This is a genomic window from Lactobacillus sp. WILCCON 0149 (assembly GCF_057197965.1).
In genome coordinates this window covers 1,161,453-1,178,437 of sequence record NZ_JBUBHO010000001.1, presented here as the reverse complement: position 1 = coordinate 1,178,437, position 16,985 = coordinate 1,161,453, and the positions used below count along the sequence as shown (strand labels likewise).

At 47.5% G+C, this 16,985-nt stretch carries 15 protein-coding genes; 8 read left to right on the top strand and 7 right to left on the bottom strand.

Annotated features, from left to right (window positions below; all coding sequences use genetic code 11):
• Positions 1-107: 107 nt before the first annotated feature.
• From ACYVUV_RS05550 to ACYVUV_RS05540, 3 genes are all read left to right on the top strand, one after another.
• Positions 108-761 carry a hypothetical protein gene (locus ACYVUV_RS05550; RefSeq protein ID WP_439775645.1) on the top strand — a complete coding sequence of 218 codons (654 nt, stop codon included), beginning with the start codon at positions 108-110 and terminating at the stop codon, positions 759-761.
• A 298-nt stretch (positions 762-1,059) separates the two neighbouring features.
• On the top strand, positions 1,060-2,778 hold the full coding sequence (locus ACYVUV_RS05545; RefSeq protein ID WP_439775644.1) for an ABC transporter ATP-binding protein: 1,719 nt from the start codon (positions 1,060-1,062) through the stop codon (positions 2,776-2,778).
• Positions 2,771-4,366: an ABC transporter ATP-binding protein gene (locus tag ACYVUV_RS05540; RefSeq protein WP_439775643.1), complete on the top strand. Its 1,596-nt coding sequence runs from the start codon at positions 2,771-2,773 to the stop codon at positions 4,364-4,366. The genes ACYVUV_RS05545 and ACYVUV_RS05540 overlap by 8 nt, the downstream gene beginning before the upstream one ends.
• A 56-nt stretch (positions 4,367-4,422) precedes the next feature.
• On the opposite strand, the gene ACYVUV_RS05535 is transcribed toward ACYVUV_RS05540, so the two are convergent.
• The 3 genes from ACYVUV_RS05535 to ACYVUV_RS05525 all read right to left on the bottom strand — a co-directional run bounded on the left by ACYVUV_RS05535 (position 4,423) and on the right by ACYVUV_RS05525 (position 6,454).
• Positions 4,423-5,061, bottom strand: coding sequence for an NAD(P)H-binding protein (locus ACYVUV_RS05535; protein ID WP_439775642.1), 639 nt, complete (start codon positions 5,059-5,061; stop codon positions 4,423-4,425).
• Positions 5,062-5,141: 80 nt separating this feature from the next.
• The gene (locus tag ACYVUV_RS05530) at positions 5,142-5,564 is read right to left on the bottom strand and encodes a hypothetical protein (protein ID WP_439775641.1); all 423 of its coding nucleotides are present in this window, start codon (positions 5,562-5,564) and stop codon (positions 5,142-5,144) included.
• Positions 5,561-6,454, bottom strand: coding sequence for a LysR family transcriptional regulator (locus ACYVUV_RS05525; RefSeq protein WP_439775640.1), 894 nt, complete (start codon positions 6,452-6,454; stop codon positions 5,561-5,563). Before ACYVUV_RS05525 ends, ACYVUV_RS05530 begins: the two co-directional genes overlap by 4 nt.
• A 118-nt stretch (positions 6,455-6,572) precedes the next feature.
• Between ACYVUV_RS05525 and ACYVUV_RS05520 the strand changes: the two genes are divergently transcribed.
• From ACYVUV_RS05520 to ACYVUV_RS05500, 5 genes are all read left to right on the top strand, one after another.
• Positions 6,573-6,800: a hypothetical protein gene (locus tag ACYVUV_RS05520; protein WP_439775639.1), complete on the top strand. Its 228-nt coding sequence runs from the start codon at positions 6,573-6,575 to the stop codon at positions 6,798-6,800.
• A gap of 21 nt (positions 6,801-6,821) precedes the next feature.
• Positions 6,822-7,814 (top strand): alpha/beta hydrolase, encoded by a 993-nt coding sequence (locus tag ACYVUV_RS05515; RefSeq protein ID WP_439775650.1) that lies wholly within the window; start codon positions 6,822-6,824, stop codon positions 7,812-7,814.
• Positions 7,815-7,821: 7 nt separating this feature from the next.
• Entirely contained in the window at positions 7,822-8,316 is a 495-nt protein-coding gene (locus ACYVUV_RS05510) for a cyclophilin-like fold protein (protein WP_439775638.1), read from the top strand.
• Between the two features lie 28 nt (positions 8,317-8,344).
• Positions 8,345-8,914: a sugar O-acetyltransferase gene (locus ACYVUV_RS05505; protein WP_439775637.1), complete on the top strand. Its 570-nt coding sequence runs from the start codon at positions 8,345-8,347 to the stop codon at positions 8,912-8,914.
• Positions 8,915-9,059: 145 nt separating this feature from the next.
• Positions 9,060-9,431, top strand: a complete 372-nt coding sequence (locus ACYVUV_RS05500; protein WP_439775636.1) for a hypothetical protein — start codon at positions 9,060-9,062, stop codon at positions 9,429-9,431.
• Positions 9,432-9,483: 52 nt separating this feature from the next.
• On the opposite strand, the gene ACYVUV_RS05495 is transcribed toward ACYVUV_RS05500, so the two are convergent.
• Genes ACYVUV_RS05495 through ACYVUV_RS05480 form a run of 4 tightly spaced genes read right to left on the bottom strand, consistent with a single transcriptional unit; the run spans position 9,484 to position 16,780 of the window.
• Complete coding sequence (locus ACYVUV_RS05495; protein ID WP_484499158.1) at positions 9,484-13,236, bottom strand: SbcC/MukB-like Walker B domain-containing protein; 3,753 nt, start codon at positions 13,234-13,236, stop codon at positions 9,484-9,486.
• On the bottom strand, positions 13,223-14,221 hold the full coding sequence (locus ACYVUV_RS05490) for a hypothetical protein (protein ID WP_439775634.1): 999 nt from the start codon (positions 14,219-14,221) through the stop codon (positions 13,223-13,225). The genes ACYVUV_RS05495 and ACYVUV_RS05490 overlap by 14 nt, the downstream gene beginning before the upstream one ends.
• Positions 14,209-15,729: a hypothetical protein gene (locus ACYVUV_RS05485; RefSeq protein WP_439775633.1), complete on the bottom strand. Its 1,521-nt coding sequence runs from the start codon at positions 15,727-15,729 to the stop codon at positions 14,209-14,211. The genes ACYVUV_RS05490 and ACYVUV_RS05485 overlap by 13 nt, the downstream gene beginning before the upstream one ends.
• Positions 15,716-16,780, bottom strand: coding sequence for a DUF2399 domain-containing protein (locus ACYVUV_RS05480; protein WP_439775632.1), 1,065 nt, complete (start codon positions 16,778-16,780; stop codon positions 15,716-15,718). Before ACYVUV_RS05480 ends, ACYVUV_RS05485 begins: the two co-directional genes overlap by 14 nt.
• Positions 16,781-16,985: the final 205 nt, after the last annotated feature.

Sequence of the window (16,985 nt, the reverse complement as noted above, 5' to 3'; positions counted from 1 at the left end):
AGCATCTAATTAAGATGATTCAGACAGTACGGCCTGATTTACCGATGAAGTTGCCAGTTCAACATACATGAAGAAACATCGTAAACAAAAAGTAAGGAGCAATTAATATGACATATAAACTGACCGAGACCCAAAAGCTTGATTTATACATTCGCTTGAACAAATTAAACAGTAAGATAAAGAGCTTATCGACTGACGAAGAGTGGGCTAATAATCGCAAGCAAATTGGCGAGGTACTCTACCAACTTAATTTAGTCGAAGATCCAACTGATATGAATGAAGTTGAAAAAGCGAATTTGGACTATATTAGAAAGCGGACAAAATCCATTATTCAGAATAGCGGGCGACAACCAATGTCTGCATACTTTATCAACCAAAAGGCACTAGACGAATTAGGCAACTTAGTTGACGAAGAAGACGAAAACTTTTACTCTGACTTTCATGACATGTTAGTTAATGATATGGCCGAATATGCAACAATTGTAAGAGATTTCGATTTAAAATTAGCTAAAGCCAAAGAAGCTAATGATACAAATTCCTACCGTGAAGAATATGCCAGACTTGATAATGCTAGACGGCGCCAACATGATGCAGTAATTGCAAATCTTGCAACCGCAAATAGAATTAACGAGTCGGAAGGCTTAGAGCCGGTATTAGATGTTGGCGATGGCAAATCAGTCCATGATGTGCATCGTACTGATGTTGGCAATGCAGTTATATCATGGCTGGCAGAAACCAACCATCAAGATGCCCAAGTGTAAAATGAGAATGTAGACGTTGCCTATGATTATAATCACGCATTAAAACTTAATACATTTCCGCTGGTTCAAGGCGAGAACAAATTGTAGCTAACAACTTATCTCCGCTAGAAGGAGCCATAATAAAAGCGGCCAGTAGCTGGGTAGTATCCAGTTGCTGGCCGTTTTTTCGTATAAAAAATTCTCCTTCATCCCATCCAAAATGGACTAGACTGAAGAAGAATCGGTGCTATGATGAAAGTAGAATTACTGATAACTGATACAGAAAATGGGCAAGAATCCACTATGAGGAGGCAGCGAGATGGTACAGAAAAATACCCGCGACCCCAAGAAAATGAGCAGCTACTTCTGGTATGAAGCGCCAATTCTTGTGGTCGTTACAATTTCAGGTTTAATCTACAATATCGGCATGGTCGCTGGACCATACTTTCAAGGGCAGCTGGTCCAAGGACTCTATGATCTTCTGAACCACAAGATCCTGGCCAACCGTCTAATCCAATTATCCCTTCTTTACATGCTGGTAATTGCCCTGGTTCAAGTCTGCCGGGCGGTTAAACGCTTCAGCGTGCGGATTTTTGCCAACCACACCTCCCGCCGGATGCGGCGCTTGCTCTATAACGCGCTTTTGCACCGGCAATTTGGCGATGACACTGGCTCCCTTATGACCAAGGCCATCAGCGACGTCGACAGCTGCGTGGAGGGGATGCGGAAGTTTACCACGGAAATTTTTGACACTGGCGTCGTTATGATTGCTTACTTGGCCATGCTGCTTTACTACGATGTCCGCTTGACCATCTTAGCCTGCATGTTTACACCGCTAGCTTACGTGATCGCCAATGTCCTTAAGAAAAAAGTCGTCAAAGCCAACAAGGCCTATAAGGAGAGCGAGTCTGTCTTAAACACGATGACCCTTGACCGGATCGTCCACGCCATGACCTACCGGATCACCGGCCGGGAGCAAGCCCTTAATGATCGCTATGAAAAGCAGCTGACCGATTATGAGCAGAAAAGTGCCGTCTCCAATATTTTTGAAGGTGCCTTGACTCCGCTTTACGATGCCATTGCCATGTTTGGCATCGTCTTGATCATCTACTTTGGCGGCCGCAATGTCCTCCACATCGGCTGGAAGGCCTGGGACCTGGCCAGCTTCACGACTTTCTTAGCCTGCTTTACCAAACTCGCCACCAAGGTCTCCCACGCCGCCAAGCTTTTCAATGCTGTTCAAAAAGCCCAAGTCTCCTGGGTCCGGATCAGACCGCTGATGAGCGACCCGATCTATGATCATTATCAAGTGGAAAAGAAAACAATTAACGACCTCACTTTTGATCATGTGACGACTTTTTACCATGGCTACCCGGAAACCGCGGTCAAGGACATCAATTTTACCGCTTCTGCTAATGAAATCATCGGTATTACCGGCGAGGTGGCCTGCGGGAAAAGCCTGCTGGGTAAAGCTTTAATTGATGAAGCTGATTACCAGGGGCAGATTCTTATAAATGGCCTTGATTTCAAAAAGCTCTCTCCTCACTCTGCCCACCAATGGATCACCTATATGGGCCATGACCCCATGCTCTTGAGCGACAGCATCAAGAACAACATTTGCTTAGGCGATGACATAGACCTTGACCATTACCTAAAGCTGGTTTGCTTAGACCAAGAAGTAGGAGAGCTCAAAAATGGGCCGGACACCCTTATCGGCAACGGCGGGATGACCCTGTCAGGTGGTCAGCAGCAGCGGGTTGCCCTAGCCCGGACCTTGGCTCACGCTAAGCCCATCATTGTTTTGGATGACCCATTTTCCGCTGTTGACTACGCAACTGAACAGAAGATTCTGGATAATCTGAAAAGCCTTGAAGGCCATGTCATCTTGCTGATGACCCACCGGGTTGACTGCTTCAGCCAGCTGGACCAGATTATCTTTATCCATGACCACCAGGTTACCGTTGGCAAGCATGATGACCTGCTAGAAAAGAATGCTGATTATGCCAAGTTGATTGAAGGGGGGCAGCAACATGCGTAATATCGCTAAAACAGTCATTCATGACCATCCCAAGAGCTTTATCTCCATGGTCCTGCTCATCATTTTGAGCATCATCACTTCGCTTTTGCCGCCCCTGGCTCTGGAGCAGATCGTCAACCACTTGACTGATCAAAAGGAGGTTTCCCTGCTTTTTGCCCTGGCCTACCTGGGCTTAATCGTCCTCTCAGACCTTTTTGCCTCAGCCCAAAATATTTCCATTACGATTTTTGGCCAAAAATTGACCCACGGCATGCGGAGCGCCTTAGTCCAAAAACTGAATACCATCACGACCGGTTATTTGACCAATCACGAAAGCGGAGCAATCGCCTCAGTCTTTGTCAACGACGCTGATACCATCAACAGCCTCTATAGCGAGGGAGTAGTCGGGATGATCGCTGACCTCTTCCAGCTGATCGGCCTGCTCTTTGTTGTCTTTACCCGCAGCATTGGTCTGGGCTTCATCATCTTAATCGTAATGCCCTTGATCTTAGTCATGACCAGGCACTTCCAGAAGGCCTCCCTGGCTTCCCAGAAGGAAAACCGGGCGGCCATTGCCAAGGTCAACCACCATATTCCCGAAACTCTTCGGGTCCTCTCCATGATCCATATCTTTGAAAAAGAAGACTACATGGAAGACAAGTATGATCAATATATCGAAGAATCCTACCGGGCCCAGAACAAGTCCAACTGGCTGGACAGTGTCTATTCACCAATCATCTTGACCATCGAAGCCGTCGTTATTGGCCTCTTGATGATTGGGGCTGCCCAAGGGCAGAAGATGCAGGCCTTCTTTGGTATCAACGCCGGCAGCGCCGTGGCCTTGATCGCCTATGTGGGGCAGATTTTTACTCCTCTGGAATCAATCGGGATGGAAATCCAGAGCATTCAAGACGCCATGGCCGGGATGAGCCGGATCCAGGACTTTTTAAATGAAGCAGACAGCAAACCAAACATCTATCAAGGGAAAGGGGACTACATCACTTTTGACCATGTCACTTTCGGCTACCTGCCAGACCAGCCGATCTTAAAGGACTACTCCTTTAAAGTTGCCAAGGGTGAGCACGTAACCTTTGTCGGCCGGACCGGGAAGGGGAAGAGCACAATTTTTAAACTCCTTCTGGGCCTCTACCAGCCGCAAAAGGGGAAGATCTTGCTGGATGGCCATTCACCAGACGATCATCCAAAGAATCAGCGCCATTTTTTGGCAATTTGTGAGCAAGGGGTTGCCCTGGTCGACGGGACGGTCAAAGACCAGATCACTTTATATGACGACACGATTACTGCTGAGATGATCGACAAGGCTTTAGCCATGGTTGGCCTAACCGATATTGTCAAAAATCTTCCGCAAGGCTTGAACACACCGGTAAATGACATCAACCTCTCGCAAGGGCAGCTGCAGCTCTTGATGATCGCCCGCAGCGTTGTCTGTGACCCGCAGATCTTGCTTTTAGACGAAATGACCGCATCCCTGGACAGGGAAACAGAAGCCAAAGTCCTCAAGGCAATCGATGCTGCCAGCAGCGGGCGAACGGTTCTGTCGATTTCCCACCGGCGCGGAGCCCATGACGGCCGCCTCATCAAGCTTTAAAAAAGCAACGATACACCAAAAACCCCTCTGGCATTTGCCAGAGGGGTTGCTTATTCTTAAATTTTCGCGATGGCGTCATCGATTGGGGTGTCGCCGCCGATCATTTTGATCAGCTTCTTATATGTATTCTTTTTGTCCAAAACGCCGGCCAGAACCGCGGCTACGTCTGGAATCGGGTTTGGCCCGGAATGTTCCGGATTCAGCTGAATTTTGCCAGTTGCCGGCTTTTCCTCCAAAACGCCGGGAGCTACGATGGTGTAATCCAAATTCGTGTTGTTGATCAGCCACTCGTCTGAGAAGAACTTGGCGATGTCGTAATCAATGATGCCGCTCAATGACGGTTCTTCCTGCCACTTGTCAGGCTCGGTCGCGAAAATCGAGCTCAACTGAATGTAGCGCTTGACCCCGGCCTTTTCACTGGCCTGCATCAGCTTGACGGCACCAAAAGCGTCGGTCTGCAGCAGGTCTTTTCCCCGTGACCCCGCCAAAAAGTAGACAGCGTCCATTCCTTTGAGCCTGCTGGCCAGGTCTGAGACGCTCTCGTGCAGGTCAAGCATAAACGCCGTGACCCCCGGCAACTTGACGATTGAATCCTTGTGCCGCGAGCCGGCATACACCTCGTGGCCTTCTTTGACCAGGTTCTCAATCACGGCAGTCGCCACCCGGCCGCTTCCTCCAGCAATAAATACTTTCATCAGCTTTTCCTCCTGTTATTTTACTTGTTAAACGTATGATAACATCTGCTAAAAAAATAACAAGCAATTGCCCTCGGCAGCTAGAAGCTGATGGTTCCTGGCTTGATTTCCTTACCATGGCAAGAGAGGGAGGCGATGCAGTTCGGTGAGAGCGACTGTTCTCTGATCCAGGCCAAGGATTTCTTTTGTGCTGCCTTGTCGGTGGAGATGCCAGAAGTAATCATTGCCTGCCAAGACTTGTCGCCATAGCCGCCATCACCATAATAAAGAAAGAATTTCCCATCATCTTGCGTGATCTTGGTTGCGACCAGGCCGTCGGTATGGCCAGGAATGTTGATCACGGCCGTCCCCAAAGACGTCATAAGAGCGCTTGAAGGGGCCTTGATCATCGTTCCATGGGCCTGCCTGCAGAGTTGGCGAACGGTAATCGTGCTAATGCTCTGATTCTGGGCAAGCGCGAAGAAGGCGGCCTTCAAGGCTTCTTTTACGGCTGGATCCGTCATGATTCTTCTCCTTTTTGTCCAAAGGACTTCTGAATCTTCTTCAAAAAGCGGTCAGCGATTGGGGAGAAGGTCTGGTATTTTTTCCAAACGAGATAAAGATTGGTCTCCAGTTTTGGCGTCAATGGCCGAAAGACCATCCCGCTTTCCGGGGAAGTGTCGACCAGCTTGTCAAAAGACAGGAGGTAGCCCAGGTGTTCTTTAGCAAAAACCGAGGCGTTGTAAACCAGGCCAAAAGACCCTTCCAAGTGGAGATCCTCCATTTTGTCCTTGGCCCAGCGGGGAATGTCGTTTTTCCAGCCCTGGCCTGAGCAGAAAAGCGGCAGGCCGACCAGGTCGTCAACGGAAATTGCTTCTTTTTGCGCCAAAGGAACGTCTGCCGGCATGACCACGCCCCAAGTGTCAGTTTCCGGAAAAATCAGTGATTCATACTTGCTAGTGTCGGGCATTTCCGCCAGGACGACGAAGTCCAACAAGCCCTTGTCCAGTTTCTCGGCCACTTGCGAAGTGTCGCCACTGGTAATGTGGTAGCGCAGGTCTGGGTAGAGCTGCTTGAAAGAGCTGATCTCCCGGGCCAGGAAGCTGATCTGGTAGGATTCGGCCAGGCCAAAGTACAGGTCTCCGCCCGTGATGTCATCTAGGGCCAAAAATTCCTGTTCAATCTTGTCGGCCATGGATACCAGGTCTTCAGCCCGGTTTCTTAAAAGAAATCCTTCGTCGGTCAGTTTGATGCTGAAGGACTGCCTGGTAAAAAGCTTCTGACCCAATTCTTCTTCCAGGGACTTAATGGCCTTGGACAGGGTTGGCTGGGTGACGTGCAGGCTCTCGGCGGCCCGGGTCATGTTTTCATCTCTGGCTACCGCCAGAAAATAGCGTAAGGTCCGTATTTCCATTGTTTCCTCCCACCATTCTAAAAAGGAATATCATGTCATAGATTATAACCATTAGCGCATAAGTCTGCAAGGAAATATACTAATAATCAAGCAAGGCAGAAAAGCAAGGAGGTGCGGGATGGACTTGCCAGCAATCAAGCAAAATCTGGCTGACGCGGGCTGTGATGCAGCTTTGGCCGAGGAAATTATCAAAATGTGGGCCGGCGGGCAGTATGATGACGCTCTGCTGAAAATGAAGCTGGCCAGATGTCACGCATTGTGCGATCTGCATGCAAGCAGCCGTAGGGTCGATCTGCTGGATTATCTGATCCGGAAGACCGAAAAAGAAATCAAGCTGAAAAAATAGTAAATGGAGGCAAAAATCATGATGCAAACAGAAAAACTTAATCTGACTGAAGAATGGGACAAGGTCTTTCCTAAGAGCGACAAGGTTGACCACCAAAAGGTAACTTTCATCAACCACTTCGGCATTACTTTGGCAGCTGACATGTATACGCCAAAGGATGCCGCAGGCAAACTGCCAGCCATTGCCGTTGCTGGTCCTTTTGGGGCTGTCAAAGAACAATCAAGCGGCCTTTACGCTCAAGAAATGGCTGAAAGAGGCTTTTTGGCAATTGCTTTTGACCCATCTTACACTGGCGAATCAAGCGGCAGTCCAAGAGGCATCAATAGCCCAGACATCAACGTCGAAGACTTCCAGGCAGCGGTTGACTTTTTGTCAGTGCAAGACAATGTTGACCCAGAAAGAATCGGGATCATCGGGATCTGCGGCTGGGGCGGAATGGCTCTGCAGACGGCTGCAATTGACACCAGAATCAAGGCAACCGTAACCTCAACCATGTACGATATGTCCAGAGTGACTGGCAACGGCTACTTTGACGCGGATGACAATGAAGAAGCCCGCCACAAGATGAGAGTTGCCTTGAATGAGCAAAGAACTGCCGACTACAAGGCTGGCAGCTATGCCAAGGCCGGCGGGGTGGTTGACCCAGTTCCAGAAGATGCTCCGCAATTCGTCAAGGACTACCACGCTTACTACAAGACTCCGCGCGGCTACCACAAGCGCAGCGTCAACTCCAATGAAGGCTGGAACGTGACGACTTCTACTTCCTTGTTGAACACTCGCCTGTTTACCTACTCAAACGAAATCAGAAATGCCGTCTTGATGATTCATGGCGACAAGGCGCACTCATGCTACTTTTCAAAAGATGCTTACGCCAACATGATTAAGGACAGCAAGTACACCGACAACAAGGAATTGCTCTTGATCCCGGGGGCAAGTCACACTGACCTTTACGACCAAAAGGACATTATTCCTTTTGATAAGATCCAATCATTCTTTGACAAATACCTGAACTAGGCCAGAAATGAAAAAGCGGGCTAAGCGGCTGAAAAGTCTGCTGGTTGCTGGTGCTTCCCTTTTCCTTCTGACCGCCTGCGGCACAAGTGGCAGCCAGGAGCAGAGCGGCCGGAGCCAGAAATCAGCAAGCACTTCAGCAGTAAGGACCAGTTCAGCCAGACAAGGAGCAAAAATGCATTTGTATATCGGAAATAAGGAAATTCCAGTCAAATGGGAAAGCAATGACTCCGTTGCCGCACTAAAAAAGCTGCTTCCCTTGACCATCAGTATGTCGAAGTTTGGCGGCTTTGAGCAAGTAGGGAGTCTGGGCCATAAGATCGTCAGCAGCGATCGGCAGACCAAGACAAAGCCAGGCGATATCGTATTGTATTCGAGCAGGCAACTGGTCATGTTCTATGGTACTAATTCTTGGGCATACACGCGCTTGGGCCATATTGACCTAAGCAAAGAAGAAATCCGTGATCTGCTGGATCGGAACAATGTTACCGTAACCCTTAAATAGCAGGGCTTACGATGATTTTGAGGTAATAATGAAGCTGGAAGAATTTTTAGCATACGTAAACAGCGGGAAAAGGATTGTTGATCCTTCAGAAGAACTGGAATACAGCTCATATTTGACGCAAGAAGCCTTGAAGGTGACGATGGAGCTGAATAATGCTTATCACACCCCCGAAGAGGTGCAGAACTTGTTTGCCAAACTGACGAGTAGCAAGGTCAATCGCAGCTTGTCTTTGGTACCACCATTTTATACGGATTGCGGAAAGAACATCCATGTTGGAAAAAACGTGTTCATCAATACTGGCTGCACTATCCAGGACCAGGGCGGAGTCTATATTGGGGACGGTGCATTGATTGGCCACCATGCCATGATCGCGACTTTGAATCACGAGCAAGATCCAGCCAAAAGAGGGGAGCTGCTGCCAGCAGCAGTGCATATTGGCAAAAGGGTTTGGCTTGGCGCTAACGTCACTGTTTTGCCAGGCGTCACGATTGGTGATGGAGCGATTATCGCGGCTGGTGCAGTAGTGACAAAAGATGTTCCAGCCAGAACGATCGCGGCAGGTGTCCCGGCGCGCGTAGTGAAAGAAATAACTGAATAGAGGAGAGCAGCATTCTGGGAATAGGGATGCTGCTTTTTGTAATGTGTATTTTTCAAAAAAACATATTGTTTATACTAAAAAGATGTATAATGGACTTGACCAACAGAAGTTGACCGTGGTGTGTGATAGAAGGGGATGAGAAAAATTGTTTACACAGAAGCAAAAAACGATTGCCTATCGGGTATTAATGGCAATTTACCTGGTCGCTTTGGGGCCAAACTATACTTTTGGCTACGCAACGCAAGACAATCCAAGCAACAATTTCTTCTTGATTGCTAATTTGCTGTCGATTGTCGCGCTGATTCTGGCAGCTGTTTGGATTGACCGGCCGAAGTTTTTCAAGGCAGTGTCTGTTATGATGGTGATTGTGGTCATCTTGGCGGTAGTTCAGCTTGCCTTTCCAGGACAGTCGGCCTATGCAAGATATAGCAACGCTTGGGCAATCATTAATATTATCTGGGCTGTGTTAACCGTACTTTACCAAAAGCAGCAGCTTCAGATGAAGAAACACGCCTAGTTTTTCAGCCAAAAAGGCATGACTCCGTTAATTCGGAATCATGCCTTATTTTTTAGCGATTTTTTCTGACGATGCTCTGTTCTACAGAGATAAAGTGATTCTTGCCATCGACCGTGTGATCGATCAGGGTAAAGTAAGTCGTGTCCTTGCTGTTTTCTGGTACCGCAAGGCGGGCGTTGTAGCCAGTAGCGATAAAGTTGTCCGCAATATCGTAGATATTTTTCAGCAGCAGCTCTTGCTGTTCATCATCGATACCAGAGAAGGATTCGTCCATCAAGATGATCTTCGGAGCAAGCGGATTGCTCATCTTCTTTTCGTCCAGTTCCAAGACGATCAAAAGTGGTTCAAGGATCGCCCGGCTTCTTTGCCCTTCAGAGAAGGCATTAAGCTTCCGGTCAGTCATCTTTTCCGTGGCGTCACCAGCATGACGGCGGAAGCTGATGTTAAATCTGTACCATTTCTTGTAGTCAAATTCCTCATAGAAGTGGTCAACCAGCTCATCCCTGGTCATCTCATCGTTATTGTCCTTAATGTAAGTCCAGAAGCGGTCCATCAAGAGGGTAACCGCGTTCTGGCTTTCCGGACTGTCGATTGAAGTATTCCCAAAAGCTGCCAGGTAGTCCTTTCTGTAGTCTGGAATTTCACTGAAGCTGGTATAGAAGGAGATGTGGCTTGTCTGTTCCTTTTCCTTCAAGGACTTGTTGATCTGTTTTGTCAAAGTTGTCGCTTCAGCAGTGGCCTGGCGGATCTTTTGCAGAATCGTCGAGTTGTTAAGGTAGCGGGCCAGACGCTGAACCTCATCGTCAGCTGAAGCCTGGAATGATTCAAGCTGCTGGCGAATATCGTCATAGAGCTTGCTGAGCTCTAACTCCTGTTCACCGTAGTAGTAGTGAACTACTGCAATTTCATGCAACAAGTTTTGGACTTGAACAAGCAGGTAGTCGCTGAGTTCAATGTCTTCAAATTCCAAGCGTTTGCTGTTGTCGACCCGGTAGTCTGTTTCACCGTTAATGCTGTTAACGGCAATCATAGCCAGGTTGGCCTTATTTTGGTTGTTTGCCTTGACCTGCTCACTGTTCCAGTCGTTAGGGGATGCATCCTTGACCTTTTCAGTTAAATTCAGTTTTTCCAGCAGATCAGTTACTGCCGCATATTCATGATCCAAATCTTCATAGGCTGCCTGCTTTTCTGGCAAATGTTCCTGGTAGTTGGTCAAGTTGTTGTTTTCTTGCTCCAACTTGAATCCAATTTCGGTAAGTTGTTTTTCAAGCTCCTTAAGCATTTGGTCCAGTTCTTCCTTTCTGGCCAGCTGCTTTTTAGTTTCTGGGTCATTCTGGATTTCTTCCAGTTGTTTTTCAAGAGTCTCAATCTGAGCTTTAATTTCAGTTAACCGGTCTTGCTTGTCTTGGACCTGCTTTGTTTTTTCAGATAATTCAGCGCGAGCTTGCATGATCCGGCTTTCAGCACTAGCCAGCCGGTCCTTTTGCTTAAGCAAGTCATTTTCTTGCATAATCCGCTGGATTTGCTTGTCCTGGTATTTGTCCCAGGCCAGACGGTAGTCAGCAAATTCCTTGCTCTCAGCTGGCAAATCAGGGCAGAGCTCGCTAGTAAGTTGTTCTTTTTGCCGGTGGAAGTCGGCTAACTGTACTTCCAGCTTTTCCTGCTTCTTTAAGCGTTTGTCTTGTTCATCTAGGGCATTATTATAGGCGATTTGTGCTTCGGTGACCTTGGCACTCTTCGGGAAAGCAGCAGGATCTGCTTGTTTAAACAGTTCTTGATAGCTGGCCAGCTTATCTGCCAGTTCCTCTAAGTGCAGCTTAACTTGATTAATTTCTTCCGTCAGTTGGGCAATCTGTCTTTCCCGTTCTTTTTGCCGGTTGCTTTCACCGATATGGGTGATCGCTGTGCCTTTCTCGCTATGCACCTTGACGCTGGCATAACTGATATGGCCGTCTTTAACCGCAACCGTTTGTAAAAAGGAGTTAACCCGATCATCTTGACTAACTAAGTAGTCGGCAAGAGTTGAGAGATCACCTTTATTTACATTGCTAGTATTGGCAGTAGAATTATCAGCTTCCAAGCCAGTCTTGATCTCCTGGCCATCAAAGATGGCATAGAGGAGGTTAGAATACTTTAAGTTGCTTTCCAGTTGCAACTGAAGGTCCCTTGGCACGCCGTCTTTAAAGTCAACCAGTTCAAAAAGCTGCTTGCCGTCTTGGAAATCTGCTGTCGTTTCCGGCTTTGGCCGCTCTTGCAGCTTTGCCAAGTCAGAGCTCAGTTGCTTTAACTGGGTCTTTTCAAGCCGAATGTCGTTTTTGGTCTCGGCGATAGCTTCTTGGTACTGACCTCTTGCATTTTCCACTAAATGCCGTCTGTCTTCATAGACCTCAAGGTCAAATTCTGCCACTTGATCAAAACTGATCTCTCTTTCCTTGAGCCAGGCGCTAGTCTCCTGATCCAGTTCAGCCAGGGCAGAGGCAATGTTATCCGTGTAGCTGGTCTCGTCAAAAGCCTTAATTTCTTTATTTACAATGTCTAACTTAGTAACCAACTCTTGGTTTTGTTTGGCCAATTTCTCCAGTTCTTCTAAAAGCTGCTTTTGCTTATTCAGCAACTCTTTAGCGTCTGGGTACTTTTCTTCAAAATCAGCTTGAACTTGATACTTGGCGAGCTCTGACTTGATCGTTGCCAGGCGGCCTTCAAGGATAACGAGAGCGTTCTTCTCTTTTCTTGCGTCCTCGGTATAAGCGAGCAAGCGCTCTTCTGCATTCTTGCGGTCCTTTTGGGCTGCTTCTAAATCTCTTTCCCGGTTTTCTCGCTCATTTTTAGTTTGATCGATCTCACGTGACAACTGGTCAAGGTTCTTAGCATCAATCACGGTCTGCAGAGCTTGCCGTTCACCTTCTTTAGCCTTTAAGTCCTGACTGACACTTGCCTGGTCACTCTCAAGTTTTGTGATCTTTTCCTCAGTTTCCGCAAGTTTAGTCTTTAACTTCTCAAATTGTTCCTGCTTCTGGCCCAACTCAGTTTTAGCCTTGCCGTAGAAGTTCTGGATCTGGGCCAGAGTTGGCTTGTTGGTCAGAGTTTCCCATTCTTCTGTCTTAGCCAAGGCATTGTTCAGCTTGTCCAGAGCAGCCTTTTTCTTCTCTTCTTCAACCATGGCCAGAGCGTTGTCGATGAAGTTTTCAACCGTTGCCCGGTTCGCGTAGTGGCTGAGATTTGGCAGGGCAGTCTTTAAGGCGCTGTCCAATTCAGCCGTGCTGCCAGTTTGCTTTAGTGGCGGCTTTTCAAAAGCAGCCAGGTGCTCAAAGTACTCCTGCATCTCGCTCTGTGAGGCAAAGCCAAAGAAGAGCTGGTTGATGGCATTTTGGTAGTCTGCCTGGGTCTCGTAGCGTCGTTCAACATATGGCTTAACGGCCCCGCGGAATTCCGGCCAGCTGGTCGAGTAGGGGAGATCATCACCTTTAACGCCTTGCTTTAAGACATAGTAGTAGTGGTTGGTGTTTGAACCATCGGCCGACTTGCTGTAAGCCAATAGCAGGGTCTGAATCAAATCGTCTGCCTTAAATTCAACCCAGGCAAAGCCAGCTTCACCGGCCTTGATGTAGTAATCCAAACTTCTCTTGTTATCGACAACCCGCATGCTGCCTAAGAAGATCGTTGGGAAAAGGGAGAGCATAGTCGCGGTTTTCCCGGACCCGTTTTCCCCGTTAAATACAATCGACTGGGTATTGGCGTCAAAAGTCTGATTTCTGTAGTTGAAATAGTTGTAGAAACCAAAGCGGTTAAGCTTATAATTCGTCATCAGTCATTTCCTCATCTTTTACGATTAATCCGGTTAAAGAAGTGGTAAACCAGGTATCCTGTTCTTTAGTCAAAAGGCCGGTATCCTGCTCTTTAGAAAGCAGGCCAAAATAGGTCAGTTCATTCAAGAGTTCACTTACTTTCATCTTCAAGCCAGTTGATTTTTGTGATCCGGTCATGGTCTTGTAGCTGCCAGTCTGCTTGGCCAGGTTAACTAATTCTGGCAATTGAAAACTGCTCTGTCCGCTGTCGTTGATCAATTGGACCAATTCAACTGCCATGGCATCCAGCTTGCTTTGCACCGTGTTAGGGAAATCCAGTTGGGAATAGTTGAGCAGGATAAAATAGTCGTCAACGTTGACTAGCCGCAGGCCTTGCCTTGTTTCATGATTAAAAAAGGGTTCAAAAGAATTCTGCAGGTAGTTGTATTCGTTTTTGCCCATGTTTTCCTTACGGAAGAAGCCGTTCAACAGAAGTTCTTGCCGGGCAAGATCATTGCCAGTCTGCATCCCTTTCTCCAAATCAATCGGATCTTGTGGCTTTGGCTGCTTGGTCAAGACATACAGGGAGTCCTTGTCATCCTGGTCCCGGAGCTCAATCACTCCGTCATTTTCCAGCTTGGCAATGACTGGCTTCAAGTACTTGGACAGTTCCACTGAACTTGCTTCTGACAGATTTTCTTTGTCATTAATATAAGCCACGATATCCTGATAGAGGATGGTCATGCCTGTTTGCAGGCTGGATAATCTTGCTAAAGTTTCATAGTAGACCCGGTATAAGAGAGGATCGGCCTGGACACGCTTGTCAGCCTCAATGCCAACCGGCCGGGTCTTGGAGTAAGCCCGCAGATGCAGGTCCTGGTCCAAGACCAAATTGAACTTGTCTTTCAAATATTTGCTGATTGCCAGGCGGTTTTGCCTGATATAAGCGGTCGTCTTGCCAGCCAGAAGATTCGGCATGACCTGGCTCCAGTCTATTTCTGCCATCTGCTTTTTACCTCCAGTCTGCAATTGCATAAAATCAAGCTCTGTTTCGGTGATTCAATGGTCATGTTTTCCGTTTGGAATTGCTTGACCAGAAGATAGTCGCCAGTCGTAGCGCTGGCACTTAACAAGTCACCATCAGCTGAGAAGCGGTAGTCAAAATGACTTTGCCCCAGCAGCTTTTGTAAAAAGGCAAACTCTTCGTCTGTCAAATTAGTTAACGGCTTATTGATCAGATTTTGTCCAAGCTGGGCCTGCTTGGCTTTTTCCGCCGCGTGCCGCTTTTGCTCAGCTGCAAGTTCAGCTTTTTCCTTATCTGTCAGTTCCATGGACCGGGCCAGTTTCACTTCGGCCCGCTTGCGCTCTTTTGGCGTAAAGTTGTAGTGGATCTTCTCATCATCCAGGCTGTAATTGGCGTGCTTGGACATGTACCAATGGTGGTAGACAGGCGTGCCTTCATATTGATCAAAAAGGAGGGCCATTTCCTGGGCCGTCATGCCAGTTTGAAAGCTCTGAGCCTGGGCTAAAAAGCGTTCAGCCCGCTCCTTGCTGACCTGGATTTCCCGATTTTGGGAGATAAGGTCGATCAAGGCAAAGAACATGTCGCTCAAACGGTCTAAAAGGCTGGCGTAGAGGCCGCTGCCATCCCGTTCACTTTGGGCAATGTCTGCGATATTGCCAGCCATGATTTCGGATAATTCGTCGCTAGTTTTAGTAGCGTTGAAGGCAAGGAGCTCATCGGCCAGGGGCTGGTAAAAGAGCTTAGGACCAATCTTTGTCTGGCTTTCTTCCAAAGCAAAAATTGCTTCCAGGACTTCTGGGATCTTACTTTCAACCTTGTCGAGCACTTCCTTGACTACATCCCGCAACTTAAACAATTCCTGGTTCAAGTCGCCAGTGGTATTTGCGTCAGTTTCCAGACGGAAGACCTGCATGTTCAAGTCGTGGATGTTGGTCGCAAAGCTGTCGATCCGGTTCTTCAGCCGATTATAGATACCATTGTTGTAGCCAAAAGACAAGTCATAAAGGGAGATACCATCTTTAAAAAGCTGCTGCTTCAATTCCAAATTCTCTGGATCTGTCAGCAGTCCCTCAAGACTTTCCTTTAATTCCCGTAAATTCTTGATCAGTTCATCGGTTTCCGTCATGGACAGGGATTCTCTGATCTGCTTTTGCAGGTTGGCGATCTTATCAAAAGCCTGGAAGAGCTCCATACTTTCACTGGTTAAGGCATAAGCCGTGGTTTGCATGGCTTCCTTCATCGACCGGGCCTTAGCCTGGTTGGTTAAGGGGATCGATTTTAAGTTCTTGCTCTCTGACAGCTTTTTGAGGATTTTAGTGACTTCGTCATAGTCGGCTGAAAGCTGCTCACTAAGCTGGAGGGGAGTGTATTCGCCCATGGGGTGGCTGTTTAAATAGACGACAATGTCCCGGGCCAGGCCTGAGGCGGACACGGCTTTTAAAAATCCGTCCGCTTGGGACATGAAGCTTTGGTTATCATAAAAAATCATGGATGGCCTCTTCAAAAATCACGCGTTTCTTTTTCTGGATCTCATTCAGCAGCTGCTGCAAATCTGGATTTTCTACTTCCTTGATCTGCTTGTCTTTTGCCGGCGGGACGCTGGCTTGGTAGTGCTCTTTATAGGTCTTCAGATCCATATTAAGAAGGTGAATCTCTGGGAATTCTAATAAAAGATTGTCTGCAATTTTGATACCGCTTTGGTCTAAATCACCCGAATAATAAAGCTGGCAGGAATTTGTAAGCAGGCGCTTGATCAGCTTTTTCGTGGCAAGGTTGACCTGTCCGCCCGTGCAAACGAAAGCCCGGTTAGGAAACTTACTGGCCAGTGCAGTAGTCACGCCAGAGTTTTCATGCAGGTAAACCTTGATCTTTTCCGGTAAAACAATTGTGTCAATATCCGGCAGGGCAATAATGTCGTAGGTCAAAGGAGTGTCCAGCAGGTTAGCGGTCATCGCGAAATTGTAGAGCTGGTCAGGATAGACGTTGAAGTCTTCTAAAGTTGCTTCTTCGCCTAGCTGGGCTTGGATGATTTTTTCCAAAAGGCCGCGGCCCCGTCTTCCCCGGTCAAAGGCATGGGGATCACCTAGTACTTGCAAGGCAAAGGTAGGCAGCAGGACTCCTTCGGCTGGCCTCTCCCAGGCCTTTGCCATCTTTTGGTAAAAGGGGAGGTCGCTGATAATCTGTTTCTCTGAGAAATTTTCGGCAAGAAAAGCCGCATAAGCTGGAGCTAGGTCTTCTTTGAACTTGTTTAATTTAAGCTGGTCAACCTTGGCTTTCTTCTTTCTCTTGTCTTTTTTAGAGAGCAGGGGGCCGTATTTGTCTTCCAGTTCTTGATAAACTTCAGCTGGGCTCACGTCATATTGCTTAAAAATTTTGTAGCAAGGGATGCTGTAATTGCCGTCTTTATCAAGTTTGGCCTTAGTCAACAGGCCGAGGTCGAGCAGGTCATCCTTGGTCAATGTAATCCGCCAATTTTTAAGCTGCTGGTCTTCGCCTTTTTCAAGATAGAGGTCTCTGGTCAGAGCAAGCCAATCGATCATGAATTTCGTTCCTTTTCCTTCTAAGCTGTTTCAGTTTAACTGCTGAATAATCTAGGCATGATGCTTTGTCATTTCCATGATACCAGATAGGGCGGGGCTTTAGCGGGAAAAGAGGATCTTCTTTATGATTCCATCGCTTCGGATCCAGAATATGCGAAAAGGCCAAGAAATTAAAGAGGGGGGCAAGTTGAATTTAGTCTGGCCC

Excerpts from the sequence above, each read along its gene's own strand:
- ACYVUV_RS05550 (WP_439775645.1), top strand. The coding sequence starts at position 108 with ATGACATATAAACTGACCGAGACCCAAAAGCTTGATTTATACATTCGC.
- ACYVUV_RS05545 (WP_439775644.1), top strand. The coding sequence starts at position 1,060 with ATGGTACAGAAAAATACCCGCGACCCCAAGAAAATGAGCAGCTACTTC.
- ACYVUV_RS05540 (WP_439775643.1), top strand. The coding sequence starts at position 2,771 with ATGCGTAATATCGCTAAAACAGTCATTCATGACCATCCCAAGAGCTTT.
- ACYVUV_RS05535 (WP_439775642.1), bottom strand. The coding sequence starts at position 5,061 with ATGAAAGTATTTATTGCTGGAGGAAGCGGCCGGGTGGCGACTGCCGTG.
- ACYVUV_RS05530 (WP_439775641.1), bottom strand. The coding sequence starts at position 5,564 with ATGACGGATCCAGCCGTAAAAGAAGCCTTGAAGGCCGCCTTCTTCGCG.
- ACYVUV_RS05525 (WP_439775640.1), bottom strand. The coding sequence starts at position 6,454 with ATGGAAATACGGACCTTACGCTATTTTCTGGCGGTAGCCAGAGATGAA.
- ACYVUV_RS05520 (WP_439775639.1), top strand. The coding sequence starts at position 6,573 with ATGGACTTGCCAGCAATCAAGCAAAATCTGGCTGACGCGGGCTGTGAT.
- ACYVUV_RS05515 (WP_439775650.1), top strand. The coding sequence starts at position 6,822 with ATGCAAACAGAAAAACTTAATCTGACTGAAGAATGGGACAAGGTCTTT.
- ACYVUV_RS05510 (WP_439775638.1), top strand. The coding sequence starts at position 7,822 with ATGAAAAAGCGGGCTAAGCGGCTGAAAAGTCTGCTGGTTGCTGGTGCT.
- ACYVUV_RS05505 (WP_439775637.1), top strand. The coding sequence starts at position 8,345 with ATGAAGCTGGAAGAATTTTTAGCATACGTAAACAGCGGGAAAAGGATT.
- ACYVUV_RS05495 (WP_484499158.1), bottom strand. The coding sequence starts at position 13,236 with ATGACGAATTATAAGCTTAACCGCTTTGGTTTCTACAACTATTTCAAC.
- ACYVUV_RS05490 (WP_439775634.1), bottom strand. The coding sequence starts at position 14,221 with ATGGCAGAAATAGACTGGAGCCAGGTCATGCCGAATCTTCTGGCTGGC.
- ACYVUV_RS05485 (WP_439775633.1), bottom strand. The coding sequence starts at position 15,729 with ATGATTTTTTATGATAACCAAAGCTTCATGTCCCAAGCGGACGGATTT.
- ACYVUV_RS05480 (WP_439775632.1), bottom strand. The coding sequence starts at position 16,780 with ATGATCGATTGGCTTGCTCTGACCAGAGACCTCTATCTTGAAAAAGGC.